This window comes from Micromonospora olivasterospora, assembly GCF_007830265.1.
In the GTDB taxonomy this organism is placed as follows: Bacteria; Actinomycetota; Actinomycetes; order Mycobacteriales; family Micromonosporaceae; genus Micromonospora; species Micromonospora olivasterospora.
The window spans coordinates 1976210-2001978 of the sequence record NZ_VLKE01000001.1 but is presented as its reverse complement, the minus strand read 5'-3'; the positions used below and the strand labels follow the sequence as shown (position 1 = coordinate 2001978).

Genomic DNA, 25769 nt, shown 5'->3' with positions numbered 1-25769 from the left:
GGCGGGCCCGGCGGCCACCCCACGCGGGTGGTCGCCGGGCCCGCGCCGCTATGGTCGCCGCACCGGCCGGCGCGCTCCCGCGCCGGGCCGAGGGGCGGGCGAGGCGAAGGGGCGGTGACGGTGTCGGACGCGGAGCTGACCGTGGAGACGGCCGGGCCGGTGGCCAGGATCGTGATCTCCCACCCGGGCCGGCGCAATGCCATGACCCCGGCGATGTGGCGGCAGCTGCCGGTGCTGCTGGACCGGCTGGAGGCGGACGAGCGTGTCCGCGCGCTGGTGCTCACCGGCGCCGGCGGCACCTTCTGCGCCGGCGCCGACCTCGGGGACCTCGACGAGCTGCTGGCCGCCGGGGACGCCAGCATCGCCGTCGCGGCCGAGGAGCGGCTCGCCGCGTGCAACCGGCCGACCCTGGCCGCGATCGAGGGCGCCTGCGTCGGGGGCGGCTGCCAGCTCGCGGTGGCCTGCGACCTGCGGATCGCCGCCGCCGACGCCCGGTTCGGCGTACCGCCGGCCCGGCTGGGCCTGGTGTACCCCGCGCCGGCCACCCGGCGGCTGGCCCGGCTGGTCGGCCCGTCCGCCGCGAAGCACCTGCTCTTCACCGCCGAGCTGGTCGACGCCGAGCGGGCGCTGCGGATCGGCCTGGTCGACGAGGTGCTGCCGCCCGACGGGCTCGCCGCCCGGGTGGACGCGCTCACCGCCACGATCGCGGGGCGCTCGCGGCTCAGCATCGCCGCAGCGAAGGAAATCATCGACGACCGGGCCGGGCCGGCCCGGGTCGCCTGGTGGCACCGCAGGGCGCGGGACAGCGGCGAGTCCCGCGAGGGGGTGGCGGCGGCCAACGAGCGCCGGCCGCCCGTGTTCCGCTGGACCCCGCCCGCCGGCTGACGGTGGCCTGACCTGGCCTGGCCTGGCCTGGCCTGGCCTGGCCCTGGCCTGGTCGCCGTCGTCGCTGGCGGACGAGACGGCTGGGGCCGGCGGGCGCCGCGTCGGGACGTACTCCCGACGCGGTCCCCCGATGCCCGCCGGCCGGCCCGTCACCGCCCGGCCAGCGACGCCCAGCCCGGTATGACCGGCTCGCTCCGCAGCGGCATGCCCGCCTCGGCCGGCGTCAGGTCGCCCTTGCGCTGGTTGCAGCCGTAGCAGGCGGCGGTGGTGTTCCGCCAGGTGTTCCGGCCGCCGCGGGAACGGGGCAGGATGTGGTCGATCGTGCTGGCCGGCCCGCCGCAGTACGCGCAGCACCCGCCGTCGCGGCGCAACACCCCCGCCCGGGACCAGGCCGGGCCGGCGCCGAACCGCCAGCGGGTCACCACGTACCGGACGAGGCGGACCACCCGGGGCATCGGGAAGACCCCGATCACCTGGTCCGGCTCGGCCTCGTGGATCTCGGCGACCCGGCGGCAGAGCATCCGGATCGCGTGCTGGACCGTGACCCGGTGCAGCGGGCCGAGGTCGGCGTTGACGACGAGTACGGCTTCCACCGGGTTCTCCCTCCAAGCTCGACGGTGGCACGGGCCGGACAGCGACGAGCCGCCCGGTCCGACGGTGGACGGGCGGCTCGACGCGTGCGGGCACGCGTCAGTCGGGCCACCCGCCCCGGGGACCTTCGGATCGGCAACCGTCGACGGGCAGCATCGACGGCACGCTCGTGACGTGCGACAACGGCATGGCCTGCTCCCGGCGTACTGGTTGACCTTGCGCGATCACGGTAGGTCGGCGAGCGCGAGGCGGGCAACGCATTTCGATCCGCCGCAGCCCGCCCACGGTCCCCGCGATCTTGCACTTCCGGCCCCCGATATGAGTGATTTGCTGCCTTTTATCGGGGCAGCAAGTGCAAGATCGCGGGTAAGTGACGCCCGCCGGGTCATCGTCGGGCGAGCAGGCCGCGGGGGCGGACCGAGCGGACGGGCTCCGCCGCCGCGCCCGCGGCCCGCAGGATGTGGTTCGCGGCGACGATCCCGGTCGCCGCCGCCCGCTCCATCAGCGCGCTCGGGAAATCCGTCCGGATTCCGTCGCCGGCCAGGTAGAGCCCTGCGGCCTCGGTGCGTACCCCCGGCCGCCCCGCGTGGCTGCCCGGGCCGAACGCCGGGGCCTGGGCCGCCACCCGGGCCCGCAGCTCCCGGATCCGCAGCCGGGCCGCCTCCGGCCAGAGCACGGCCAGCTCGCCCCACATCCGCCGGGCCAACTCGTCGGCCGGCACGTCCGGCTCGCAGGCGTACGCGTGCAGCTCGACCACCGCACCGCCGGCGCGCTCCGCCCAGCGGCGGGCCTCGCGCTCCAGCCGGTGGTACAGGGTCACCGAGTCCAGGGTCGGCTGCCGGGACACCCCGCTGAACACCGCCCGGCCGGCGTCGACGTCCCCGTCGCACCAGTACCGCGCCACCGCGTACGGCGGGCCGGGCACGCCGAACGCGGGCATCCGCGCCACCAGTCGCGGCGCGGCACCGGCCAGCCCGGGGGAGCCCGCAACGAGCGCGGCCAGCGCGGGCGGGTCGACGGCGAGCACCAGGTGCCGGGCCGCGTACGAGGCGCCGTCGGCCGTGGTCACCCGCCAGCCGTCCGGGCCCCGCTCCACCCGGCCGGCGGCGGCCCCGGTGAGCACCCGCCCGCCGCGCCCCTCCACGTACCGGGCCAGCGGCCGCCAGATCGCGGTGGCGTGGTCCTCGTCCGGGCAGTCGAAGGCCAGCCCCTCCGGGTTGCCCAGCAGGTAGAAGTGGAACTGGGCGACCAGTTCGGCGGCCGACATCTCCGCCTCGTGGTTGAAGAACGAGTGCGCGAAGACCTCGAAGAGCATCGCCCGGGCCCGGTCCGGCAGCCGCAACGAGTCGAGCAGTTCCTCCGCGGTGACGCCGTCCAGCTCCGCGTACGTGCGCACGGGGTGGTAGGCGAGCAGCGGCAGCGCGGCGTCCCGGTCCATCGCGCGCAGGTCGCGCGGGCGCACGCTGGGGCTGCGCAGCAGCAGGGCGAGCAGGTTCGCCGGCGGGGCAGGCGGCAGCCGGCCGAACTCCTCCTCCGGCCACCGCGCCGACACGACCGGGTAGCCGGGGACCGGCCGCAGGAAGCCCAGCCGGGGGTCCCCCCGGCGCAGGATCGAGCGCCAGTTGTAGTACTGCCGGAAGAACGCGTGGAAGCCGTGCTCGACCGCCTGCGGCGTGCCGTCGGCCAGTGTCTCCGGCCACGCGCCCAGCCGGCCGCCGAGCGTCGCGGCCGCCTCCAGCACCGTCACGCTCACCCCGCGCTCGGCGAGCACCACGGCCGCCGACATGCCGGCGATCCCGCCGCCGACCACCAGGGCCGCGACCGGTTCCGGCACGCGGGGCGCACCACCGCCGCCCGGGTCCACCACGTGCTGTCGTACGCCGACGAGGCGGCCGACGATCCGCGACACGTCCATCCGGTCACGCCGGGCAGCGGCGGGGGCGGTCCGAGGCGGGCCAGACGTACTCCAGGTCGGGCGGTACGTCGCCGAACAGCCGCCCGTAGTGCTCGGGATCCTTGCGCAGCAGGGAGGAGCGGTGGCTGCGGTGCAGGTCCTCGCGGCCCAGCCAGGGCGGCAGCTCGCCGGCCTCGGCCAGCTCCGGCTGGGTGCGTACCGTGGCGACGCCGCAGGCGGCGGCGAGGTCGGTGGTCAGGGTCGTCGCGCAGGTGTCGGCCCGGCCGGGCTCGCACCAGACCGCGCAGACGTCCAGCCCGTACCGGACCAGTGCCTCCTCGTACCCGGCCCACATCCTGACCGCCGGGTGGTTGCGCCAGCCGTACGTCGGCCACGTCAGCCCCCGCAGCACCTGGATGGCCTCCACCCGCTGCTTGCCGAGCCGCTTCTGGTCCAGGCTCCGGGCGCTGGCCAGGAAGTCCGGGTACGGCAGGAACGTCTGCATGCCACCGTTCTACCCGCCGCCGTACCCGGTAGGTTCCTGATCGTGGGGCTGCGCCGGCTTTCGGCCCTTGACTACCATTCGGCGCATGGGGGAGCCGCTGCGCGACCGGGCACGCCGCGCGACGGGCTGGCGGCTACGGATGAACGGGGAACACCGTCCCCACTACGTCGTCTGCGGGTCCGACCCGCTGGCGTACTGGGTGGTGAAGGCGCTGCTCGCCACCGAGCTGGAGTCCGGCCCCGTACGGATCACGCTGGTGGTGCCGGAGCGCCGCCGCTCGGACGGCCCGGACGGCCGGGATCTCGACGGCGTCCAGGTGGTCCGGGCGGACCGGCTCGACGAGGCGACGTTCCGGCGGGCCGGGCTGGCCGGCGCCGACGGGCTGGCCCTGCTGCACCAGGACGACGTGGGCAACATGCACGCCGCGCTCTGCGCCCAGGAGGTCGAGCCCCGGCTGCGCCTGGTCGTGCGGATGTTCAACACCAGCCTGGCCAACGGCCTGCGGCAGCTCTTCCCCGACTCGGCGGTGCTCTCCGACGCGTCGATGGCGGCCCCCGCGTTCGTGGCCGCCGCGCTCGGCGAGGTCGACCTGACCCACTTCCGGCACGCCGGGCGGACCCTCTACGTCGCCCGCCGCGCCGACGTGCGCCCGCAGGACGTGGTCTGCGGGGTCGCCGACACCAGCGATCCGGCGCGCGTCCACCTGCTGCCCGCCGACGAGTCCACCGCCGACCTGGTGCTCGCCGAGCCGACCGGCCAGTCGCCCGGCACCAGGCGGGCCGCCCGCCGCCTGGCCCGGGCCAGGCGGCGCCGCCGGCCGGTCGCGGTGCTGCTGCGGGCGGTCCGCAGCTTCGCCACCCGCAAGGTCGGCGTCGCGGTGCTGGTGCTGCTCGCCGTCATCACCGTGCTGGGCTGGCTCAACGCCCGGGCCGCGCACGTCGGCTGGGCCGACGCGCTCTACCTCACCCTGGTCACCACGCTCACCGGCGAGGACCCGAACCTCGACAAGCCGGTCGCCGCGCAGATCATGCAGGTGGTGCTGAACCTGGCCGGGCTCGCGCTGATCCCGCTGATCACCGCCGTGGTGGTCGACGGCATCGTCAACGCCCGGCTGGCCCTGCACACCGGCCGGCTCCAGCCGCACCGGTCCGGGCACATCGTGGTGGTCGGCCTCGGCAACATCGGCACCCGGGTGATGGCCCAGCTGCACGACTTCGGCGTCGAGGTGGTGGCCATCGACAAGAACCCGGAGGCGCGCGGCGCCGCGCTGGCGCACCGGATCGGCGTGCCGCTGGTGGTCGGCGACGCGGCGCTGGAGGCGACCCTGCGGTCCGCCTCCGTGGAGACCTGCCAGGCCCTGGTCGTGGTCTCCACCGACGACGGGGCCAACCTCCGCGCGGCGCTGAACGCCCGGGGGTTCAACCCGGACCTGCGGGTGGTGCTGCGCCTGTTCGACGGCGACTTCGCCGAGCGCGTCCAGAGGGCGTTCGGCATCGGCATCTCGCGCAGCGTGTCGTACCTGGCCGCGCCGTCGTTCGCCGCCGCGCTGCTCGACCGGGCGGTGATCGCCACCATCCCGGTGCGCCGGCACGCGCTGCTGGTCACGGAGGTGTCGGTGGCCGCCGGGTCGCCGCTGGACGGGCGCCCGCTCGCCGCCGTGGCCCGCCCCGGCGCGGTACGCCTGCTCGCGCACGCCCGCGCCGGGCAGAAGGCGGACTGGTTCGGCGACCCCCGCCTGGTGATCACGGCGGGGGACCGGCTGACCGTGGTGGCCCGCCGGGCCGGGCTGACCGCGCTGCTCCGCGAGACCGCCCCGTCCCCGCCTGCCCACCTGCCCGACGCCCCGGGTGGCGCGCCCCTGCCGAGGGCCGGCGAGCAGTGAGCGGAGGCTCGGCCGGCGCCGACCGCCCCGGGGCGGCGTCACCCGGTCAGCGGCCGAGGCGGCGGCGCAGCGCGTACCAGGCGGCGCCGAGGGCGAGCACGCCGGCGCCGGCGAGGACGCTGGCCGCCGGCAGGCTCACCGCGAGCGTCACGCAGCCGACCAGCCCCAGCGCGGCGAGCAGCCGCACGGGCAGCCGCCGTGCCGGGTCCCGGCCCAGGGTGAGCGCCGCCGCGTTGGTGATCGCGTAGTAGACCAGCACGGTGCAGCTGGAGAAGCCGATCGCCCCGCGTACGTCGCCGGCCGCGACCACCAGCGCCACCACCGCGGCCACCGCCAGCTCCGCCCGGCGCGGCACCCGGTGCACGGCGTCGACGGCGGCCAGCGCGTGCGGCAGGTCCCGGCGGCGGGCCATCGCCAGCGCCGTCCGGCCGACCCCGGCGAGCAGCGAGAGCAGCACGCCGGTCACCGCGACGGTCGCCCCGGCGCGGACCACCCAGGCCAGGCCGGGCAGCCCGGCGGCGGTCACCACGTCGGCCAGCGGCGCGGCCGACCCGGCCAGCCGGTCGGCCCCGAGCACGCCGAGCGCGACCACCGCCAGCACCAGGTAGATCGCCAGCACGACGCCGAGCGCCAGCGGCACCGCCCGGGGGATCGTGCGCTCCGGGTCGCGTACCTCCTCGCCGAGGGTGGCGATCCGGGCGTACCCGGCGAACGCGAAGAACAGCAGCCCGGCGGCGGCGAGCACGCCGTGCGCCCCGACATCGCCGGGGCCGCCGAGCCGGGCCGGGGTGAACCCGCCGCCGACCAGGCCGGTCGTCGCGACCAGGGCGAGCACGGCCAGCACCACGCCGACCAGGACCTTCGTGGCCGTCGCGGTCTTGCCGATGCCGCGCAGGTTCACGGCGGTCACCGCGACCACCGCGGCCACCGCGACGAGCCGGGCCCGCCCGGGCCACAGGTACGCCCCGATGGTCAGCGCCATCGCCGCGCAGCTCGCCGTCTTGCCGACCACGAATCCCCAGCCGGCGAGGAAGCCGGCGAACGGGCCGAGGCGTTCGCGACCGTAGACGTACGTGCCGCCGGACTCGGGGTAGCGGACCGCCAGCCGGGCCGAGCTGGTCGCGTTGCAGAAGGCGACGAGGCCGGCGACGGCGAGCGCGACGAGCAGTCCGGGCCCGCCGGCCGCCGCGGTCGCCGGCGCGAAGACCACGAAGACGCCCGCGCCGAGCATCGACCCCAGACCCACGACCACCGCATCGGGTACGCCCAACCGCCGCGTCAACCCTTCCACAGACCGGACCCTAGAGGGTCGAGGTGAACAGCGCGGGACGATCCCAGCCGCCCAGCCGGCGGGGCAGCGGCAGGTCGTCCCAGGGCACCCGGTGCAGCAGCCGGTCGAGGAACAGCCCGAGCAGCAGCGCGGCCAGCCCGTCGGTGAGCCAGTGGAAGTTCAGGTAGGTGGTGGTGACCAGCAGGATCGCCGGCGGTGCGAACCGGACCAGCCGGTACGCGGCCGGGTGCAGCCGTCCGGCGGTCAGCGCGGCGAGCAGCACGGCGATCACCCCGTACCAGACGATCGCGTTCGCGACGTGCCCCGACGGGTACGACATCGAGTACGCGTCGGCGGGCAGTTGCTCGTTGAAGATCCGTACCGCCTGGGCGGGCGGCAGGAACGGCTTCTTCACGGTGGCGCTCGGGGCGGCCCGGTCGGTCCACAGCTTCAACGGTCCGACGGTCAGGTACAGCAGCACGAACGCCCCGGCCAGCGGCAGCAGCGGCCGGACGGAGTGCTGCCGCCACGCGACGGCCGCCGCCAGCGCCCCGGACACCGGCATGAGCAGCCAGCCGCCCTGCCCGAGCAGGTTGAACATCCGGGCGGCCCAGTAGAGCGGCGCCGGGTCGTGGGCGAAGGCCCACCGGCTCACCGCTAGGTCGAGGCCGAGCAGCGCTCCCTCGGCCAGGGCGAGGGTGATCGCGGCGAAGCCGGCGAGCAGCAGCGCGTCGAACCACCAGCCGGCCGGGCGCACCGGCCGCAGCCGTACGGTCCTGGTCTTCTGCACCCGACCACGCTACCGGCCCCGCGACCGGCGGGCTGTGGGGCGAGCCACGATGGGAGGCGCTCGGCGGAACCAGCCGTCATGCTTGTCGACGTGCGGATCACCTCTGCCCTCGTGGACCCGGCGCTGCTCGACCTGCCCTGGTCGACCCCGCTGGAGGAGTGGCCTGCCGAGCACCTGGTGGCGCTGCCGCAGGGCATCTCCCGGCACATCGTCCGGTTCGTCCGCCTCGGCGGGTACGTGTACGCGGTGAAGGAGACCGGCGAGCGGGTCGCCGAACGGGAGTACGACCTGCTCCGCGCGCTGGAGCGGATCGACTTCCCCGCGGTGGAGGCGGTGGCCATCGTCGCCGACCGGCAGACCGACGACGGGGAGCCGCTCGACCCGGTGCTGATCACCCGGCACCTCCAGTTCTCCCTGCCGTACCGGGCGCTGTTCTCCCAGACGCTGCGCCCGGAGACGATGGGCCGGCTGCTCGACGCGCTGGCGGTGCTGCTGGTCCGGATGCACCTGACCGGCTTCTTCTGGGGTGACTGCTCGCTGTCGAACACCCTGTTTCGGCGGGACGCCGGCGCGTTCGCCGCGTATCTCGTCGACGCCGAGACCGGGGCCCTGCGCACCTCCCTCTCCAACGGCCAGCGGGGCGAGGACGTGGAGATCGCGCGGGTCAACATCTTCGGTGAGGCGCTGGACCTCCAGGCCGCGGGCCTGCTGCACGAGTCGATCGACCCGGAGGTGGTCTGCGAGGAGGTCGTGCAGCGCTACGAGCGGCTCTGGCACGAGGTCACGTACGAGCAGCAGGTCGAGCGGGACGCCCGGCACGACATCGAGCGCCGGATCCGCCGCCTCAACGAGCTGGGCTTCGACGTGGCCGAGGTGGCCATGTCGACCGTCTCCGACGGCCGCTACCTGGTCCGGCCGAAGGTGGTCGACGCCGGCTACCACAGCCGCCGGCTGCTCCGACTCACCGGCCTCGACGCCGAGGAGAACCAGGCCCGCAAGCTCCTCAACGACCTGGACGCCTACCGGGCCGAGAGCGACCTGACCGACGAGCAGCAGGCGGCGCACCGCTGGCTCACCGAGGTCTTCGAGCCGGTGGTCCGGGCGGTGCCGGCGCACCTGCGCCGCAAGCTGGAGCCGCAGGAGCTGTTCACCCAGCTCATCGAGCACAAGTGGCTGCTGTCGGAGAAGGCCGGCCGGGACGTCGGCATGGGCCCCGCGGTGCAGTCGTTCCTGTCGGACGTGCTGGTGCACCGCCCGGACGAGCAGGCCGTCCTCGGCGTCGAGGTGCACCCGGCCGACTGACGGCGCCGCCGGCCCACGCGGCGACGTCGCTGGTGTCACTCCACCCAGGCGCCGCCGCGCATCACCCGGAGTACGTTGAGGTCGTCGTCGAGGACGACCAGGTCGGCGCGGAGCCCGACCTGGAGCGCGCCGAGCCGGTCGCCGAGGCCGATCGCGCGGGCGGGAGTGGTGGCGACCATCAGGCAGGCGTCGGCCATCGGGATGCCGGCATGCACGGCGTGCCGGAGTGCGGCGTCCATGGTGAGGGTGCTGCCGGCGATCGCGCCGTCGCGGGCGAGGCGGGCCACCCCGTCGGCCACGGTGACGGCCTGGCCGCCCAGCTCGTACTCGCCGTCGGGCATCCCGGCGGCGGCCATCGCGTCGGTGATCAGGGCGGCCCGCTCCGGTCCCGCGGTCGAGGTGACGAAGGTCAGCGTCCCGTCGTGCAGGTGCACCCCGTCGGCCACCAGCTCGCACACGACGTTCGGGGCGTCCAGCAGGGCCACCACGGGGCCGGGCTCGCGGTGGTGTACCGGGCGCATGCCGTTGAACAGGTGGGTGCCGACGCTCGCGCCGGCCGCCACGGCGGCGCGCGTCTGGTCGTACGTGGCGTCGGTGTGCCCGACCGCGGCGACCACGCGGTGGGCGGTGAGCAGCCTGATCGCCTCCAGTGCGCCGTCCCGCTCGGGAGCCAGGGTGACCATGCGGACGGCTCCCTCGCCCAGCTCGACCAGGGCGGCCAGCTCCTCCGTGGACGGGTCGCGCAGGAACTCCGGGTTCTGCGCCCCGCAGCGGGCGGCGGACAGGTACGGCCCCTCGAAGTGGACGCCGGCCAGCACTCCCTCGGCGACCAGCGGCCGGAACGCCGCCGTGGCGTCGCGCATCAGCTCGAACGGGGAGCTGACCAGGCTCGCCAGCAGCGTGGTGGTGCCGTGCCGGAGGTGGAACGCCGCAGCCGCGCGGGCCGAGTCGGCGTCGCCGGTGGTGAAGGTGTGCCCGCCGCCGCCGTGGGTGTGCATGTCCACGAAGCCGGGGACGACCCAGTGGCCGTCGCGCGCCGCCGGGTACTCGGCGACCGCGGTGATCCGGTCGTCCTCCAGTTCCACGCAGCCCTGCCGAACGACGCCGGTCGGGGTCACCACCTTGCCGCTCACCCGCAGGGTCATCAGTGTCTCCAGTTGTCGAGGTCGATCGCGTCCAGGGCGAGCAGCGCGGCGCCGAGGCAGCCGGCCTCGTCGCCGAGGGCCGCCGCGGCCAGGGCCGGCTCCCGGTGGAAGGTCATCCGCTCGCGCAGCGCCGCCCGCAGCGGCTCGAACAGGAGGGGGCCGGCCTGGGCCAGGCCGCCGCCGATCACGACGCGCTCGACGTCGAAGAGGGCCTGCGCGCTGGCCAGCCCGTCCGCCAGCCCCTCGATCGCCTCCCGCCACACCCGGTCGGCCGTCGGCTCCCCGTCGGCGGCCCGCTGGGCCACCTCGGCGGCGGAGGCCGACGCGCCGGCCAGCTCCGCGTACCGGCGGGCGATCGCGGCGGCTGAGGACACCGCCTCCAGGCAGCCGGGGCGCCCGCAGCCGCAGCGCGGCCCGTCGGGGCGTACCAGGATGTGGCCGAGCTCCCCGGCGGCGCCGTGCGCGCCGACGGCGGCCGACCCGGCGACGACGTGTGCGGCGGCGATCCCGGTGCCGATCGCGACGAAGAGGACGTGTCCGGTGCCCCGGCCCGCGCCGAGCCGCGCCTCGGCCAGGCCACCGACGCGCACGTCGTGGCCGAGCGCCGTCGGCAGCCCGAGCCGCGCCACCGCCAGGTCCCGCAGCGGTACGTCCCGGAAGCCCGCGTTCGCCGACCAGACGGCCACCCCGCGGGCGGAGTCGACGACGCCCGGCACCGCGATGCCCAGCGCGACCGGGTCGAGCCCGTCGGCCCGCGCCTTGCCGGCCAGCCCCTCGGCGACCTCCAGGATGGTGTCGACCACGGCGTCCGGGCCGCGACCCGCGTCGGTCGGGTGCCGTTCGGTGTGCAGGGTGCTGCCGTCCGGGCGGACCAGGGCGCACTTCATCCCCGTGCCGCCGACGTCCAGCGCGACGACGACGTGCGCTCGGCTCACGCCAGTACCACGGAGCGGGCCAGGTGTCGCGGTGCGTCCGGGTCGAGGCCGCGGCTGGTGGCCAGCTCGACGGCGAAGCGCTGGGCGAGGATGAGGTCGGCCATCGGGTCCAGCGGCGTACGCCCGGCCGCCCAGCTCGTCAGCACCGTGCGGCAGCCGTGGGTGCGGCTGTGCACGAAGGCGGCGCCGGTGGCGGCGACGTCCTCGGGCAGCCCGTCGGGGATCCCGCCGAACGCCCAGACCAGCCGGCCCGGTGCGGCCACGGAGATGGGGCCGTGCCGGTAGTCCATCGCCGGGTACGCCTCGGCCCAGAAGGTGGCCGCCTCGCGGCACTTCAGCGCCGCCTCCTGGGCCAGCCCGACGGTCCAGCCCCGGCCGAGGAAGGTGACCTGCTCGATCCGGGCCGGGTCGATCGGCAGCGGCGCCCGGACGGCCACCTCGGCGTCGGCGGAGAGCGCGACGAGGTTGTCGCCGAGGTGGGCGCGGAGCAGGGCCAGCGCGGTGGTGGCGAACCGGGTCTGCACGACCGCGCGCTCGTCGGCGAACGGCATGGTGACCGCGGCGGACGCCAGCGCCACGGCGCGGGAGGCCGGATCGCCGACGACGACGGTGGTGGGGAGCTGGCCGCGCAGCGCGGCGAGCAGGTCCAGCACCTCGGTGGTGGTGCCGGAGCGGGTGATCGCGACGAGCCGGTCGTAGCGGCGGCCGGCCGGGAACTCGGACGCCTGGAAGGCGTCGGTCTCGCCCTGGCCGGCGGCCTCGCGCAGCCCGGCGTACGCCGTCGCCATGAACCACGACGTGCCGCAACCGACGACGGCGACCCGCTCTCCGGGGCGCGGCAGGTGCTCGGCGACCGTGGGGGCCAGCAGCGCCGCCTCCCGCCAACAGTCGGGTTGACTCGCGATCTCCGCGTGGACGAAAGCCATGAGAACTCCTCGCCGGGGGAGGGTCTGCGCGATACGGCGCGTTAGGGCCGTCTTTCGCGCGTCATTCTGCGCGAACCGGAGGGGCCCTGGCAACAGGCTCCCGGATCGCGCAGGCCGGAGTTTTGCGCCTTCGCAGTTTCGCGCACTACTGTGCACGCAATCAATCACCGTTCGTGCAGAGTCAGTGGAGGCCCCCGCGGTGGACCGGTACGCCCGATGGAACGCGCTGCTGGAGATGCTGACCGACAGCGGACGGGTGACCGTCGAGGAGGCCGCGGAGCGGCTGGACGTCTCCCAGGCCACCATCCGGCGCGACTTCGACCAGCTCGCCCAGCAGCAGATGATCACCCGTACGAGGGGCGGGGCGGTCGCCAACGGCGTGTCGTACGACCTGCCGCTGCGCTACAAGACGGCCAAGCACTCGGCCGAGAAGCAGCGGATCGGCGCCGCCGCCGCGGCGCTGGTCTCGCCGGGCACCGTGGTCGGCCTCAACGGCGGCACCACCAGCACGGAGGTGGCCCGGGCCCTGGCCGTCCGGCCCGACCTGAACACCAGCGCCGAGGGCGCCCAGCTCACCGTGGTCACCAACGCGCTGAACATCGCCAACGAGCTGCTGGTCCGGTCCCGGATGAAGGTGGTGGTGGCCGGCGGCGTCGTCCGGCCCAAGTCGTTCGAGCTGGTCGGCCCGCTGGGCGGGGCGCTGCTGCGCGAGGTCACCCTGGACGTGGCCCTGCTCGGCGTGGACGCGATCGACCCGCAGCTCGGCGCCGCCGCGCACCACGAGGGCGAGGCGGCGATGAACAGCCTCATGGTGGCCCGGGCGAAGCGGGTGGTGGTCATCGCGGACTCGTCCAAGCTGGGCGGTCACGCCTTCGCCCGGATCTGCCCCGTCGACCGGGTGGAGACCCTGGTCACCGACGCCGGCGCCGCCCCGGAGGTCGTCGCCGCCTTCCGCGCGGCGGGCGTCCACGTCATCTGCGCCTGAGCGACACGCCCGCCGTGTATACCCGGTATTGCGGTCCGATGTATACCGCGTATGGTGTGCCTCGTCACCGACACTCATCGGGGGGAGGTACAGCCTTGCCGGCTGTCCTGGAGATAGAAGGTCTACGTAAGACGTACAGGAGCCGCCGCCGGGGCGTACGACACGCCCTCGACGGCTTCGACATGCTCGTCGAGCAGGGGCAGGTGCACGGCTTCCTGGGGCCCAACGGCTCCGGCAAGACCACCACGCTGCGTACGCTGCTCGGCCTGATCCGGCCCAACGCCGGCCGGATGGCGATCCTCGGGCAGGAGGTGCCGGACGCCCTGCCCGCCGTGGTCGGCCGGGTGGGCGCCATCGTGGAGAGCCCCCAGTTCTTCCCGCACTTCTCCGCCCGCGACACCCTCTCGCTGCTCGCCGGGGCGGGCGGGGTGCCGCAGGCCCGCGTCGAGGAGGTGCTGGAACTGGTCGGCCTGCGGGACCGGGCCAAGGAGCGGGTCAAGACGTACTCGCTGGGCATGAAGCAGCGGCTCGCCGTCGCCTCGGCCCTGCTCAAGGACCCGAAGCTGCTCATCCTCGACGAGCCCGCCAACGGCCTGGACCCGGGCGGCATCCGGGAGATGCGCACCCTGATGCGGGACCTGGCCGCGTCCGGGATGACGGTGGTGCTCTCCAGCCACATCCTCGGCGAGATCCAGCTCATCTGCGACTCGGTCACGATCATCTCGCTCGGCCGGCGGGTCGCCTTCGGCCCGGTCGAGCAGGTGCTCGCCGCGCACTCTCAGGGCTCCGTACGGGTCCGCCTGGAGGCGGTCGCCGACCTGGCCGCCGCGGCCGACGCGCTGACCCGGGCCGGCGTCCAGGTGACCGCCCAGCCCGACCACCTGGTGCTCGCCGGCGTCGACAAGCCGGCCGCCGTGACCCGGCTCCTCGCCGAGAACGGCCTGTACGTCAGCGAACTGGTGCCGGTCACGGTCGACCTGGAGAGCGTCTTCCTGGAGCTGACCGCAACCGCCCCGGTCCCCGGGCAGCACCGCCAGGTCGACGAGTCCACGAAGGTGGGCGACGGGGGCCAGCCCAGCGTCGCCGGAGGAGGGTGGGGCGTGTGAGCCTCTATCGCACGGAGCTGCGCCGGCTCGGCAAGCGGCGCTTCGCCCGCTGGATGACACTGCTGGGCCTGCTGGTGCTCGGGGTGGTGCTGGTCGGGATCTTCCTCACCAACCACAAGATCGGCCCGGCCGAGCAGGCCGAGGCGCAGCGCCAGGCCCAGCAGCAGTACCAGGAGCAGGTGCGCTGGGCGCAGCAGGAGCGGACGGCCTGCGAGCAGGCCAAGGCGTCCGGGCAGGCGCAGGACGGCCGGTACCCGCCGGACTGCGAGATGATCAGCCCGCCGCCGCCGGAGAGCGTCGAGGCGCGGTGGTTCCTGCCGTCGACGTTCGACTTCCGCGCCAGCTTCGGCGACACGATCACCGCGTTCACCGCGATCCTGGCGCTGGTCGGGTTCGTGGTCGGCGCCTCCTACGTCGGTGCCGAGTGGAGCTCCGGCGGGATGATGAACCTGCTGCTGTGGCGGCCACAGCGGCTCAGGGTGCTGCTGACCAAGCTCGCGGCGCTGCTGAGCGGCCTGCTCGCCGTGACCCTGCCCGCCGCGGTGCTCTGGACGGCCGGATTCTGGCTGATCGGGACGCTGCGCGGCACCACCGCGAAAACGACCTCCGGGGTGTGGCAGTCGTTCGCGCTGACCGGGCTGCGCGGGCTGGCGCTGATCGCCGTCGCCACGACGATCGGGTTCGCGCTCGCCTCGCTCGGCCGGCACACCGCGATGGCCCTCGGCGGGGCGATCGGGCTCGTCGTGGTCGGCCAGTTCGGGCTCGGCATCGTGCTGTCGATGGCGGGGACGCCTTTCGTCGAGGCGTGGCTGCTGCCGACGTACGGGCTGGCCTGGATGGACCAGAAGGTGACCCTGGAGAACTGGCAGTCCTGCAACACGATCTCCTACGGCGGCGAGTGCAAGCCGGACACCCTGGAGCTGACCTGGCAGCACTCCGCGATCCTGCTCACCGTGGGACTGGTGCTGGCCCTCGGCGCGGCGCTGGTGACCATGCGTCGGCGCGACATCGCCTGACGGTCGAGCGGCCCCGCTCCCGTCCGCCCGGTTTCGCCGACCGGGCCCGGGGAGCGGGGCCGCCGCGCGTCCGCCGCCGGACCGCGCGTCCGATGCGGTCCTGGTCGACCCTGGTTAGGCTGGGATTCCCCCCGGTCGGCGCGTCCTGCCGGCCCTTCGCACGCCCGCGTGAGGAGCGCCATGCCGCCTGCCGACGTCTCCCCGGCCGCCACCGACCGGCCCGAGCCGTCCGGCTCCGGCGGGCGTGCGGGCGCAGGCGCCCGCGAGGGCGCGGCCCCACCGTTCCCCCGCCCCGCTCCGCCCCCGAGGCGGCGACCCCGGCGCCCGCTTCCGGGCCTGGGGCGGCCGCCGGGGACGGGCCGGCCGCGCCGGCCGGCGGTACGGACGGCCTGACCGAGCGGGAGCGGAAGATCCTCGCCTTCGAACGGCAGTGGTGGCGGCACGCCGGCGCCAAGGAGCAGGCGATCCGGGACACCTTCGCGCTCTCCGCCACGCGCTACTACCAGCTGCTCAACGCGCTGCTGGACAATCCGGCCGCGCTGGCCGCCGAGCCGGTGCTGGTCGCCCGGCTGCGCCGGCTGCGTACCTCGCGGGCGCGCAACCGGCGCCGCTGAGCCGCCGGTCCCGTACCGGCATGTCCCCCGCGCGGCGGGGTAGCCGGCCCGCGACGGAGGGAGCGGAGCATGGCGGCAGCACAGGGGGCGTACCGCCGGGGGTGCCCGGCCGGGCGGGGCCGCGCGCGGGCCGGTGGCGACGGCGGAGGCCGCGGCCGCGCCCGGGACCCGGGCCGGGTCGGCGGGGCCGATGATGCGGGTCCGGTCGGCGTCCGCGCCGGCCACCGGCCGCGCGGTGAACGAGGATCTGGTCTTCCGGTACGGGCCGCTGGTCGGCGTGCTCGACGGCGCGACCGTGCCGGAGGGCTTCGACACCGGCTGCGTGCACGGCCCAGTCTGGTACGTCCGGCACCTCGCCGCCCGGATCGGGCTGGCCGTGGCCGCCCGCCCCGCGGCCACCCTGATGAGCAACCTCGCGGCGGCGATCCTCGCGGTCCGGGCCGACCACGGCAGCAGGTGCGACCTCGACCACCCCGGTACGCCCTCGGCCACCGTCTGTCTGCTGCGGGAGAGCGGCGAGGAGGCGGACTGGCTGGTGCTCTGCGACAGCCCGCTCGTGCTCGACGTCGGCGGCCGGGTGGACGTGATCTCCGACGACCGGCTGGCGACCGCGATGGCTGACCTGCGCCGGATGGCGGCGAGCGTGCCGGCCGGCGACGCGGACGACCCCGCCACCCGCTTCCGGCGGGCCGTGGCGGTGCAGCGGGAGCGGATGAACCGCACGCACGGCTACTGGGTCGCCGCGGCGGACCCGGACGCCGCGTACCACGCGGTCACCGGGACGGTGTCGCTGCGCGGGCCGGCCGGACTGCGCCGGGCTGCCCTGCTCACCGACGGCGCCTCCGGCGCGGTGGAGCAGTTCGGGCTCCTGGACTGGGCCGGCCTGCTGGACCTGGTGACCGCCGAGGGGCCGGAGGCGCTGATCGGCCTGGTCCGCGCCGCCGAACGCGACCGGCCCGACCGGCTGCGCCGGCAGAAGGCCACGGACGACGCGTCGGTCGTGCTCTGCGAGTTCGCGCCCGCGTGAGCCCGGCCGTGCGGTGCGAGGCGGTGCGGCCGGGCGGCGGCGGCACCCGGTGAGGCGGACCACCCGACCCCGTCCGACCGGCCCAAACCCGCCGCCGGACCGGTGGCGCGGGGGCAAAGGGGTGGACTCGGGCGGATGCGGACGGCAGACTGCGGCACGTGGCAGGTGCGGTACGGCTGGAACCGGTGGACGAGCGGAATCTGGAGCCGTTGCTCTCCGTCGCCGTCGCCGAGGCCGAGCCGGACGACGTGATGCCTCCGGTGGAGGCACCGGCGGGTTGGTCGCTCGCGCGCCGGGAGGCGTTCCGGGACTACTACCGCAGCGGCTTCGCGGGCTTCGACGGCCCGACCCGCACCCGCATGTACGCGATCCTCGTCGGCGGCGAGGTGCTGGGGATGATCCGGATGACCCGCTGCCCCGAGCCGGGGACGGTGGAGACCGGCATCTGGCTGGGGCGCTCCGCCCGGGGGCAGGGGATCGGCGGCGCCGCCCTGCGCGAGCTGCTGAACCTCGCCGCGGCGGCCGGAATGCGCACGGTCGTGGCGAGCACCACCCGCGACAACGCCGGGGCCGTCTCGGCGTTGCGGAGATGTGGCGCCAAGTTACGCGAGGACGGCGACGCGGTTTTTGCGGAAATCTGCCTCGACGCCATTCCGCCGGCTCTTTAGCGTAAACCTTCCCCGAATTCTCGTGGGCGTTATGGTCCACGCTATTCCGTCTGGGGCCCGTGCCTGTTTTGTGGCCGGCTGCGATGTAGTCTCGCCGGCTTCCGAATCTCGTGCACCGCTTGCCGCGCCCGGGGAGCGCGGATGTTTCGCAGATATGGCGCGGGGTACTGCCGGCCGGGTCCGATGAAGCGGGACGCCCAGGTAGAGGTCATTGAGTGCTGATCCCCGGCAGTTGGTATCCGGCCTTTCTCCAATGGGTGTCTCCGGGCCGGGGAGCTAAGGAGAAACGATGAAGAGCGAGGTTCGATTCGGACTCGCGGTGGGCCTCGGATATCTCCTCGGCCGCCGGAAAAAACTCGGTAGAGCGCTCACGCTGGCCGCCGCCGTGGCGATCGGCCGGGCCAGCCGGAACCCGGGCGGGCTCCTGCGGTACGGCCAGGAACTCCTCGAGTCGTCCCCTCAGTTGAGCAACCTCGGCCGCCTCGGCGGCCCGCTCGCCTCGGCCGGCAGGACCGCCGTGACGACGGCCGCCAGCAGCGGCATCGACGCCCTGAGCGGCAGCCTGCGCAGCGGCGCGGACGCCCTGCGCCGCCGGTCGGCGGGCGTCGGCCGGCGCGACGAGAGGGACCGAGACGAGAGGGACCGAGACGAGAGGGACCGAGACGAGACGGACCGGGACGACGCCGACCGGGACGACGCCGACTGGGACGAGGACCGGGACGACGAGCCGGTGGACCGGTCGGAGCCGGACGACGAGGCGCCCGAGCCCACCCCCCACCGACGGAGGCGGTGACCATGCCCGAGAACCGCAAGCCCGGCGGCCTGGTCGACCAGGCCCGCGACCAGCTCGGCGGCGAGCTGCGCAACCTGGCCTCGGCGATCGGCGAGCGCGCCGTGTCCGTGGTGACCGAGAAGGTCACCGGCGCGACCGGGCGGCTCGGCGAGTACGCCCGCCAGGGCGGCGGCCCGGGCCTGATCGCCGCCGCGACGGGCGCCCAGCGGCTCGCCGAGGGCGACTCCCCGGTGAAGGCGATGTTCCATGCCGGCCTGGCCGGCGGTAAGGAGAAGCTGATGTCGGCTCTCGGTGGCGGCAGGGGCGGCCGGGGCGGGAAGAAGAAGCTCAAGGTCACCAACATCGTCGAGTCCATCGAGGTGGGCGTGCCGGTGCGGGTCGCCTACAACCAGTGGACGCGGTTCGGCGACTTCCCGAGCTTCATGAAGAAGGTCGAGTCCGCCGAGGCGGTGAGCGACGAGAAGCTGACCTGGAAGGCCCGGGTGTTCTGGTCGCACCGGACCTGGGAGTCGACGATCGTCCGGCAGGTCCCGGACCGGCTGATCCACTGGCGGTCGAAGGGCGAGAAGGGCTCCGTCGACGGCACTGTCAGCTTCCACGAACTGGCCCCGGACCTGACCCGCATCCTCGTCGTCCTGGAGTACCACCCACAGGGCCTCTTCGAGCACACCGGCAACCTCTGGCGGGCCCAGGGCCGCCGGGTGCGGCTGGAGCTGAAGCACTTCGTGCGGCACGTGATGACCAGGACGGTCCTCGACCCGGACGCGGTGGAGGGCTGGCGCGGCGAGATCGAGGACTCCCGCGTGGTGCGCGACCACGAGACCGCCGTGCGCGAGGAGCGCAAGCAGGAACGCGAGGGCGAGGAACGCGAGGGCGAGGAACGCGCGCGGGGGCAGGGACGGCGGCCCGCGGGGCGGGGCCGGCCCGAGGAACCGCGGGCGGAACCCGAGGAGGAGCCGGAGGAGGAGCGCGAACAGCGGCGGCCCGCGGCCCGCGGCCGCCGTCGTCCGCCCGAGCGTCGCCGTCCCCAGCAGGAGGAGCACGACGAGTACGACGAGGAGTACGAGGCGTACGACGAGGGCTACGAGGAGGAGCCGGAGGAGGAGCCCCCGCCGCCCGCCGGCGGCAGCCGGAGCGGGCCCGCCGCCCCAGCCGCGCGAGGAGCCGGAGCGCCCCCGCCCGGTCGTCCGTCGATCCCCCGAGCCGCCGCGGCGACCCGTGGTCCGGCGCAAGCGAGAGGAGCGTGAGGAATGACTGTCGCGACGACCGGCGGACAGGCCGGCGGTGCACTGGAGCGCCAGGGCTCGGGCACGAGCCTGGCCGACGTGGTGGAGACCGTGCTCGACAAGGGCGTGGTGATCGACGCCCAGGTGTCGGTGGCCGTGGTCGGCATCCAACTGTTGGAGATCAACGCCCGGGTGGTCATCGCGGGCGTCGACACGTACCTGCGGTTCGCGCAGGCGGTCGACCGGCTCGACATCACCCCGAAGAACCAGAAGGGGCTGCCGGACCTCATCGGGGACACCACCAGGTCCGTCGGCAAGGCCAAGGCCGCCGCCGGGCTCGGCAAGACGGTCGGGGCGATCGGCGACGCGGTCCGCGAGGTAGTCGGCGGGACCGGCGAGGACGGCGGACACGAGGGTGGCGGGCGCGAGCGGTCGCGCCGGCGCCGGGACGAGGAGCGTTGAGATGGCGGAGGAGACCGGGCTGTTCGTCTACGGCATCGTGCCGTCCGACGTCGAGCCGACCCCGGACGCCCAGGGGGTCGGCGACCCGCCGGGCGAGGTGGCGGCGATCCGGCACGGCGAGCTGGCCGCGCTGGTCAGCGAGGTGGGGCTGGAGGAGCCGCTGGGCCGGCCGGCGGACCTGACGGCGTACCAGGAGCTGCTGGACGGTACGGCGGCGGTGGCGCCGGTGCTGCCGGTGCGTTTCGGCACGGTGGTCACCGGGCCGGACGCGGTGGCGGACCTGCTGGAGGCCCACCACGACCGGTTCGCCGCCGCCCTCGACGAGTTCGAGGGCCGGGCCGAGTTCGTCGTGCACGGCCGCTACGAGGAGCGGGAGCTGGTCGCCGACGTGCTGGCGGACGATCCGGCCGCCGCCGACCTGGCCCGGCAGGTACGCGGGCAGCCGGAGGAGGCCACCCGAGCCGAGCGCATCCGGCTCGGCGAGATCATCAGCCAGGGCGTGGAGCTGCGCCGCGAGGCGGAGAACCGGAAGGTCCTGGACGCCGTGGCGGCGCTGGTGGTGGACAGCGCCGCCCGGGCCCCGAGCAGCGAGCTGGACGCCGTGCACCTCGCGTTCCTGGTTGAGGCCGACCGCGCCGACGACTTCGTCGACGCGCTGGAGAAGTACGCCGAGGAACGCGGGGGACTGCTCCGGCTGCGCCTGCTCGGCCCGCACGCCCCGTACGACTTCGTCGACGCCCACCAGCTGGTGGGGTGAGGCGTGGACATCCTGTGGACGCTGCTGACCCTCCCGTACGCCCCCGTGCGCGGGCTGACCGCGGTGGTGAAGGTGATCGCCCAGGAGGCCGAGTCCCGGCAGCGGAACCCCGCGAACATCCGGCGCGAGCTGGAGGAGCTGGACCGGGCCGCGGCGGCCGGCGAGATCACCGAGCGGGAGCGGGACCGGGCCCAGCAGCAGGTCCTCGACCGGCTCACCGGCGTGCGCCGCCCCGCGCCCGCCGGTGAGCGGCGGGGGACCGGCGACGGCGAGCGGCGGCACACCGCCGCCGCGCCCGTCGCCCGGCGGCCGGCCCGCGACGGCGAGCGGCGGCGCGGCGGGCAGCCACGCCGAGGGAGGTGAGCGCGATGACCCAGGGACGGGACCGGGAACGCCGGCGCGGCCCGGCGGAGCCCGACGACGACCGGTACGACGACGAGGAAGAGGAGTACGTCGAGCCGCTGTCGGCCGTCGAGGCGGCCCGCGAGGGGCTGCGCGTCATCGCCGCGCTGACCGACCGGGACGTGCAGGGCACCACCTCGCTGGAGGCCACGTCGGACGGCTGGCGGGTGGGCGTCGAGGTGATCGAGGATCACCGCGTCCCCGCCTCGACCGACCTGCTCGGGCTGTACGAGGTGGACCTCGACGTCGAGGGCGAACTGCTCGGGTACCGGCGGGTGCGCCGCTACCCGCGCGGCAAGGGGGAGGTGGGCTGACATGACCAGCGGGCGGATACCCACCGTGGTGCAGAACTCCGGCCAGGTGCTGCCGGCCGGCCACGAGCCGGCGAACCTCGGCGACATCCTCGAACGGGTCCTGGACCGGGGGATCGTGATCGCCGGCGACATCCGGGTGAGCCTGCTCGACATCGAGCTGCTGACCCTGAAGCTGCGCCTGGTCATCGCCTCGGTCGACACCGCGCGTCAGGTCGGCATCGACTGGTGGGAGCACGACCCGTGGCTCAGCTCGCGGGCCCGCCCGCCGGTCGAGCCGGGTCCCCGGGACCCGGAGGAGGTGGAGGCCAGCCGGCGGCCCCGGGTCGCGCGGCGGGCGGCGGAGAGGGAGGAGCGAGATGAGTTCGACGGCTGAACCGCCGGCCGGCGCCGGGCCGGTGGCGTCCGGGGCCGACGCCGGGTGCTGGCTGCACGGGGTGGTCCGGGCGGCCGAGCCGACCCTCCTGGGCGGCATCACCGGGATGGGCGGCGGGCCCGTCCGCGCGGTCCCCGGCGTCGGCCTCGTCGCGGTGGTCAGCGCCGCGCCGCTGACCGAGTACGGCGAGGAGCCGCTGCGCCGGAACCTGGAGGACCTGACCTGGCTGGAGCGGGCCGCGCGGACGCACCACGAGGTGGTGGCCGCGTTGGCCCGGGCCGGCGCGGTGGTCCCGGCCCGACTCGCCACCGTCTATCGCGACGAGGGCGGCGTCGGCCGGCTGCTCGCCGAGCGCGGGGCCGGGCTGGCCGCCACCCTCGACCGGCTCACCGGCCGCACCGAGTGGGGGGTCAAGGGATACGTCGGCCCGGCCGCCAACCCCCCGTCCGCGCCCGCCGGCGCCCCGGCGGTACGGCGTCCGGCGGGGCCGGGGCGGCGTACCTGCGGCGGCGCCGGGCCGAGCTGACCGCCCGGGACGAGGGGCAGCGGGCCGCCGCCGAGGCCGCCGCGACGGTGCACGAGGCGCTCGCCGCGTACGCCGTGGCCGCCCACCGGCACGCCCCGCAGGACCGGCGGCTCTCCGGCGCGCCCACCCCGATGGTGCTCAACGGGGCGTACCTGGTGGACTCGGCCACGCTGAGCGGCTTCACGGCGCTGGTCGCCGCGCTCGCCGGACGCCACCCCGAGGTGCGCCTGGAGCTGACCGGCCCCTGGCCGGCGTACTCGTTCGCGGAGGAGCACCCGCCGGAGCCGGCGCGGACGCTCCGGGAGGCGGCGCGGTGACCACGAGCCTCGCCCCGAACAGCGCCGACGACCCGCTGGCGTACCGGCCGGTGGCGCTGGTCGACCTGCTCGACCGGGTGCTCGCCGCCGGCGTGGTGGTCACCGGGGACATCACCCTCGCCATCGCCGGGGTCGACCTGGTCCGGATCTCGCTGCGGGCGCTGATCGCCTCGGTCGGCGCGCTCACCCCGCCCGAGCTGCGGGAGGCGGTCGGGCCCGGCCCGGAGGCCCCCGTCGCCGACCGGGGCGCGGCATGACCGGGCCGATCCCGCAGCGCCGGGACGAGGCGGCCGAGCTGGCCGCCGCGCTGGGCGAGCCGGACTGGCGGGCGCCCCGGGTACGGCCCCTGGACCGGCGGCTCGCGGTGGACCGGGACTCCGTCGAGCGGGGGCTGGCCAGCCTCGTGCTCACCGTGATCGAGCTGCTGCGCCAGCTGATGGAGCGCCAGGCGCTGCGCCGGGTCGACCTCGGCGACCTCACCGAGGACGAGGTGGAGCGGATCGGCGTCACCCTGATGGCGCTGGAGGAGCAGATGACCGCGCTGCGGGAGCACTTCGGCCTGGCCCCGGAAGACCTCAACCTCGACCTCGGCCCGCTGGGCCCGCTGCTGTAGCCGGCCGGGTTCCGGTCAGCCGGCCCGCGCCTCCGCGTACGCGGCCAGCCACGCCACCTGCGCCGGGTCGAGCGACGGGCGTACCCGGCGCCGGGCCGCCGCGACGTGCGCGGCGGTGACCGTGGACGCGCTCAGCGACTCGCGCATCGCGGCGAGCGCCGCCTCCCGGACCAGCGCCGCGCAGTCGGCCGCCGAGAAGCCGTCCAGTCCGTCGCCGAGCGCGGCGAGGTCCACGTCGTCGGCCAGCGGGACGTTGCGGGCGGCGGCCCGCAGGATCTCGGCCCGGGCCGCCCCGTCGGGCGGCGGCACGTAGACCAGCCGCTCCAGCCGGCCGGGGCGCAGCAGCGCCGGGTCCACCAGGTCGGGGCGGTTCGTCGCGCCGACCACCACGACGTTGCGCAGCGTCTCCACCCCGTCCAGCTCGGTGAGCAGGGCGGCGACGACGCGGTCGGTGGTGCCGCCGTCGCTGGCCTGGCCGCGTACCGGGGCGAGCGCGTCCACCTCGTCGAGGAAGACCAGCGTGGGCGCGGCCTCCCGGGCGCGGCGGAACAGCTCCCGGACCGCCCGTTCGCTCTCGCCGACCCACTTGGACAGCAGCTCCGCGCCCTTCACCGAGAGCACGTTCGCCCGCCCGGACCCGGCCAACGCCGTGACCAGGTACGTCTTGCCGCAGCCGGGCGGCCCGTACAGCAGCACCCCGCGCGGCGGGCGCACCCCGAGGCGGGCGAAGGTGTCCGGGTAGGTCAGCGGCCAGAGCACCGACTCGGTCAGCGTCTCCTTGACCTCCGCCATGTCCCCGACGTCGTCGAGGGTGACGTCGGCCAGCTCCAGCGTGGACGCCGCCATGCTGGTCGGCCGGACCACCTCCAGGGCGGCGGCGAAGTCGGCCATCGCCACCGTCGGCCCCTCGGCCGCCTTCTGTCGCAGCGCCGCCCGCACCCCGGCCTCCCGGACGAGCGCGGCCAGGTCGGCGGCGACGAACCCGGGCGTACGCCCGGCCACCTCGTCGAGCCGGACGTCCCCGGCCAGCGGCACCTGCCGGGTCAGCACGGTCAACTGCTCCCGGCGCAGCGCCTGGTCGGGCAGCGGCACGGTGATCCGCAGGGAGAGCAGGTCCGGCCCGCGCAGCGCCGGGTCGACCTGTTCGGGGCGGCTGGTCGTGCAGACCACCGCCGCCCCGGCCCGGACGGTCGCGGCGACCACCTGACGGAACACGGCGGCCAGCGGTCCGGGGCTCTCGGCGGGGGCCAGCGCCTCCACGTCGGTGACCAGCAGCACCGCCGGCCCGTCGCCGGGTACGGCGTCGGCGGCGGCCCGCAGCCGGCGCGCCGCCGCGTCGTCGGTGAGCGCGGCCAGCTCGGGCCCCCACAGCGGGCGGACGCCGGCACCCACCCGGGCCGCCACCGCCCGGACCAGGGCGGACTTGCCCGACCCGGCCGGCCCGGCGACCAGCACGCCGAGCGACACGCCGGTGCCCAGCCGGTCCAGCACGTCGCGGTGGTGGAACCCGAGGTCCAGCAGCTCGGTCAGCTCCTCGGCCTGGGCGCGCAGCCCGGGCAGCTCGTCGACGGTCGGCGCGCCGTCGGGCCCCTCCAGCTCGGCCGGGGCGGTACCGGGCCCGGCCAGCCCGGCTCCGGCCGGCACGGCGGCGGGCCCGACGGTGCCGCCCGCCCCGGTCCAGGTACCCGGGGACCACGCCGTGCGGGCCACCCCGGACGCGTCCGGCGGGGCGCTTGTCCGTGTCTGCGGCCCGTGCTCCCAGCCGACGACGGTGTCCATGGTGACCAGCGCGCCGACGTCCGGCTCGGCGCCGGCCACGGTGAGCAGCGTGCTCGTCCACGCGTACCCGACGGTGCTGGACAGGCTGCGCCGGGCGCCCTCGATGAGGGTGCGCGCCGAGGCGTCCGGCAGCACGTCCTGCGGCAGCAGGGAGACGTCGTCCCCGGCCGTGACCACCTTGCCGAGCAGCGCGAGCCGGAGCATCTCCGGGGAGACCGCCGCGACCACCTGCACCGGCCCGGTCAGCGTCACCCGGCGCGCGGCGGTCACCGGCGCCCGGCGCACCGTCACCTGCCCGCCGTCTCGGACGCCGAGGTTGCCCAGCAGCAGGTCGTCGGCGTAGAGCAGGGCCGTGCTCGCGGTCACCGCGGCCGGCGCGACGATCCCGGCCGTCACCCGCCGGCCGGTCAGCCGGACCGGGTCGCCGGGGCGCAGCGCCAGCGCGGTCAGCACCTCCGGGTGCAGCCGCACCACGCCGCGCCGGGCGTCCAGCGCGGCGGGTCGCAGGCTGGCGGTCAGGGTCAGCTCGGGCTCGGCCACCCGCCCGAGGGTAGCCGCCCGGGGGAAGGAAGGGCCTTGTCAACGCCTGCCGCGTAACCGCCGGTCGGCCCGGGAGGGCCGGCCGGACGTACGGAGGATCTCAGCCAACGGTCAGGAACGGGGCCG

Annotated in this window: 29 protein-coding genes; 20 read left to right on the top strand and 9 right to left on the bottom strand. The window is 75.8% G+C overall.

Translation table 11 applies throughout. The annotated features are described in order from the left end of the window. Window positions 1-114 precede the first annotated feature (114 nt). Window positions 115-885 carry an enoyl-CoA hydratase/isomerase family protein gene (locus JD77_RS09160; protein WP_145773895.1) on the top strand — a complete coding sequence of 257 codons (771 nt, stop codon included), beginning with the start codon at window positions 115-117 and terminating at the stop codon, window positions 883-885. A 149-nt stretch (window positions 886-1034) separates the two neighbouring features. Here JD77_RS09160 and JD77_RS09155 read toward each other — a convergent pair whose 3' ends face one another. From JD77_RS09155 to JD77_RS09145, 3 genes are all read right to left on the bottom strand, one after another. Then, on the bottom strand, window positions 1035-1478 hold the full coding sequence (locus JD77_RS09155; RefSeq protein ID WP_145773894.1) for an HNH endonuclease: 444 nt from the start codon (window positions 1476-1478) through the stop codon (window positions 1035-1037). Window positions 1479-1861: 383 nt separating this feature from the next. Beyond that, on the bottom strand, window positions 1862-3391 hold the full coding sequence (locus JD77_RS09150; protein WP_145773893.1) for an FAD-dependent oxidoreductase: 1530 nt from the start codon (window positions 3389-3391) through the stop codon (window positions 1862-1864). Window positions 3392-3395: 4 nt separating this feature from the next. Continuing rightward, window positions 3396-3875 (bottom strand): MSMEG_6728 family protein, encoded by a 480-nt coding sequence (locus JD77_RS09145; protein WP_145773892.1) that lies wholly within the window; start codon window positions 3873-3875, stop codon window positions 3396-3398. A gap of 85 nt (window positions 3876-3960) precedes the next feature. Here JD77_RS09145 and JD77_RS09140 point away from each other — a divergent pair, with 85 nt between their 5' ends. Beyond that, window positions 3961-5757, top strand: a complete 1797-nt coding sequence (locus JD77_RS09140; RefSeq protein WP_211372519.1) for an NAD-binding protein — start codon at window positions 3961-3963, stop codon at window positions 5755-5757. Between the two features lie 46 nt (window positions 5758-5803). Here the strand turns inward: JD77_RS09140 and JD77_RS09135 are convergent, their stop codons facing one another. Together JD77_RS09135 and JD77_RS09130 are read right to left on the bottom strand one after the other, a co-directional pair. Then, window positions 5804-7048, bottom strand: a complete 1245-nt coding sequence (locus JD77_RS09135; RefSeq protein ID WP_145773891.1) for an APC family permease — start codon at window positions 7046-7048, stop codon at window positions 5804-5806. Window positions 7049-7058: 10 nt separating this feature from the next. Further along, window positions 7059-7817: a phosphatase PAP2 family protein gene (locus JD77_RS09130; protein WP_145773890.1), complete on the bottom strand. Its 759-nt coding sequence runs from the start codon at window positions 7815-7817 to the stop codon at window positions 7059-7061. 78 nt (window positions 7818-7895) lie between these two features. On the opposite strand from JD77_RS09130, the gene JD77_RS09125 reads away from it, so the two are divergent. Further along, the gene (locus tag JD77_RS09125) at window positions 7896-9119 is read left to right on the top strand and encodes a DUF4032 domain-containing protein (protein ID WP_145773889.1); all 1224 of its coding nucleotides are present in this window, start codon (window positions 7896-7898) and stop codon (window positions 9117-9119) included. A 35-nt stretch (window positions 9120-9154) separates the two neighbouring features. On the opposite strand, the gene nagA is transcribed toward JD77_RS09125, so the two are convergent. From nagA to JD77_RS09110, 3 genes are read right to left on the bottom strand one after another with little or no spacing between them, the layout of a single operon-like run. Further along, the gene (gene nagA / locus JD77_RS09120; RefSeq protein ID WP_145773888.1) at window positions 9155-10264 is read right to left on the bottom strand and encodes an N-acetylglucosamine-6-phosphate deacetylase; all 1110 of its coding nucleotides are present in this window, start codon (window positions 10262-10264) and stop codon (window positions 9155-9157) included. Then, window positions 10264-11199 carry an ROK family protein gene (locus tag JD77_RS09115; protein WP_145773887.1) on the bottom strand — a complete coding sequence of 312 codons (936 nt, stop codon included), beginning with the start codon at window positions 11197-11199 and terminating at the stop codon, window positions 10264-10266. Before JD77_RS09115 ends, nagA begins: the two co-directional genes overlap by 1 nt. Continuing rightward, window positions 11196-12125, bottom strand: a complete 930-nt coding sequence (locus JD77_RS09110; RefSeq protein ID WP_145773886.1) for an SIS domain-containing protein — start codon at window positions 12123-12125, stop codon at window positions 11196-11198. Before JD77_RS09110 ends, JD77_RS09115 begins: the two co-directional genes overlap by 4 nt. 199 nt (window positions 12126-12324) lie before the next feature. On the opposite strand from JD77_RS09110, the gene JD77_RS09105 reads away from it, so the two are divergent. The 17 genes from JD77_RS09105 to JD77_RS09030 all read left to right on the top strand — a co-directional run bounded on the left by JD77_RS09105 (window position 12325) and on the right by JD77_RS09030 (window position 23324). Further along, window positions 12325-13110 (top strand): DeoR/GlpR family DNA-binding transcription regulator, encoded by a 786-nt coding sequence (locus JD77_RS09105; RefSeq protein WP_145773885.1) that lies wholly within the window; start codon window positions 12325-12327, stop codon window positions 13108-13110. A gap of 95 nt (window positions 13111-13205) precedes the next feature. Further along, window positions 13206-14216 (top strand): ATP-binding cassette domain-containing protein, encoded by a 1011-nt coding sequence (locus tag JD77_RS09100; RefSeq protein WP_145773884.1) that lies wholly within the window; start codon window positions 13206-13208, stop codon window positions 14214-14216. After that, complete coding sequence (locus JD77_RS09095; protein ID WP_145773883.1) at window positions 14213-15232, top strand: ABC transporter permease subunit; 1020 nt, start codon at window positions 14213-14215, stop codon at window positions 15230-15232. Before JD77_RS09100 ends, JD77_RS09095 begins: the two co-directional genes overlap by 4 nt. Before the next feature lie 92 nt (window positions 15233-15324). Continuing rightward, window positions 15325-15846, top strand: coding sequence for a DUF3263 domain-containing protein (locus tag JD77_RS09090; protein ID WP_425463560.1), 522 nt, complete (start codon window positions 15325-15327; stop codon window positions 15844-15846). A gap of 235 nt (window positions 15847-16081) precedes the next feature. Further along, entirely contained in the window at window positions 16082-16873 is a 792-nt protein-coding gene (locus JD77_RS09085) for a hypothetical protein (protein WP_246140582.1), read from the top strand. A gap of 158 nt (window positions 16874-17031) precedes the next feature. Beyond that, on the top strand, window positions 17032-17541 hold the full coding sequence (locus tag JD77_RS09080; RefSeq protein WP_145773882.1) for a GNAT family N-acetyltransferase: 510 nt from the start codon (window positions 17032-17034) through the stop codon (window positions 17539-17541). Window positions 17542-17830: 289 nt separating this feature from the next. Next, on the top strand, window positions 17831-18334 hold the full coding sequence (locus JD77_RS09075) for a hypothetical protein (RefSeq protein WP_211372518.1): 504 nt from the start codon (window positions 17831-17833) through the stop codon (window positions 18332-18334). 2 nt (window positions 18335-18336) lie between these two features. After that, window positions 18337-19581 carry an SRPBCC family protein gene (locus JD77_RS09070; RefSeq protein WP_246140581.1) on the top strand — a complete coding sequence of 415 codons (1245 nt, stop codon included), beginning with the start codon at window positions 18337-18339 and terminating at the stop codon, window positions 19579-19581. A 3-nt stretch (window positions 19582-19584) separates the two neighbouring features. Then, window positions 19585-20022, top strand: a complete 438-nt coding sequence (gene gvpJ / locus JD77_RS35445) for a gas vesicle protein GvpJ (RefSeq protein ID WP_145773881.1) — start codon at window positions 19585-19587, stop codon at window positions 20020-20022. A 1-nt stretch (window position 20023) separates the two neighbouring features. After that, the gene (locus JD77_RS09060; RefSeq protein WP_145773880.1) at window positions 20024-20779 is read left to right on the top strand and encodes a GvpL/GvpF family gas vesicle protein; all 756 of its coding nucleotides are present in this window, start codon (window positions 20024-20026) and stop codon (window positions 20777-20779) included. Window positions 20780-20782: 3 nt separating this feature from the next. Further along, window positions 20783-21142: a gas vesicle protein GvpG gene (locus tag JD77_RS09055; RefSeq protein ID WP_145773879.1), complete on the top strand. Its 360-nt coding sequence runs from the start codon at window positions 20783-20785 to the stop codon at window positions 21140-21142. 5 nt (window positions 21143-21147) lie between these two features. Beyond that, window positions 21148-21495, top strand: coding sequence for a gas vesicle protein GvpO (gvpO, locus tag JD77_RS09050; RefSeq protein WP_145773878.1), 348 nt, complete (start codon window positions 21148-21150; stop codon window positions 21493-21495). Between the two features lies 1 nt (window position 21496). Beyond that, the gene (gvpJ, locus tag JD77_RS09045; protein ID WP_145773877.1) at window positions 21497-21868 is read left to right on the top strand and encodes a gas vesicle protein GvpJ; all 372 of its coding nucleotides are present in this window, start codon (window positions 21497-21499) and stop codon (window positions 21866-21868) included. After that, window positions 21852-22394, top strand: a complete 543-nt coding sequence (locus JD77_RS34685; protein ID WP_211372517.1) for a GvpL/GvpF family gas vesicle protein — start codon at window positions 21852-21854, stop codon at window positions 22392-22394. The genes gvpJ (JD77_RS09045) and JD77_RS34685 overlap by 17 nt, the downstream gene beginning before the upstream one ends. Continuing rightward, window positions 22286-22711: a GvpL/GvpF family gas vesicle protein gene (locus JD77_RS34680; RefSeq protein ID WP_281292171.1), complete on the top strand. Its 426-nt coding sequence runs from the start codon at window positions 22286-22288 to the stop codon at window positions 22709-22711. The genes JD77_RS34685 and JD77_RS34680 overlap by 109 nt, the downstream gene beginning before the upstream one ends. Beyond that, window positions 22708-22968 (top strand): gas vesicle protein, encoded by a 261-nt coding sequence (locus tag JD77_RS09035; RefSeq protein ID WP_145773876.1) that lies wholly within the window; start codon window positions 22708-22710, stop codon window positions 22966-22968. The genes JD77_RS34680 and JD77_RS09035 overlap by 4 nt, the downstream gene beginning before the upstream one ends. Next, window positions 22965-23324: a gas vesicle protein K gene (locus JD77_RS09030; protein ID WP_145773875.1), complete on the top strand. Its 360-nt coding sequence runs from the start codon at window positions 22965-22967 to the stop codon at window positions 23322-23324. The genes JD77_RS09035 and JD77_RS09030 overlap by 4 nt, the downstream gene beginning before the upstream one ends. A 15-nt stretch (window positions 23325-23339) precedes the next feature. Here JD77_RS09030 and JD77_RS09025 read toward each other — a convergent pair whose 3' ends face one another. Continuing rightward, window positions 23340-25643 carry an AAA family ATPase gene (locus tag JD77_RS09025; RefSeq protein WP_145773874.1) on the bottom strand — a complete coding sequence of 768 codons (2304 nt, stop codon included), beginning with the start codon at window positions 25641-25643 and terminating at the stop codon, window positions 23340-23342. Between the last annotated feature and the right edge of the window lie 126 nt (window positions 25644-25769).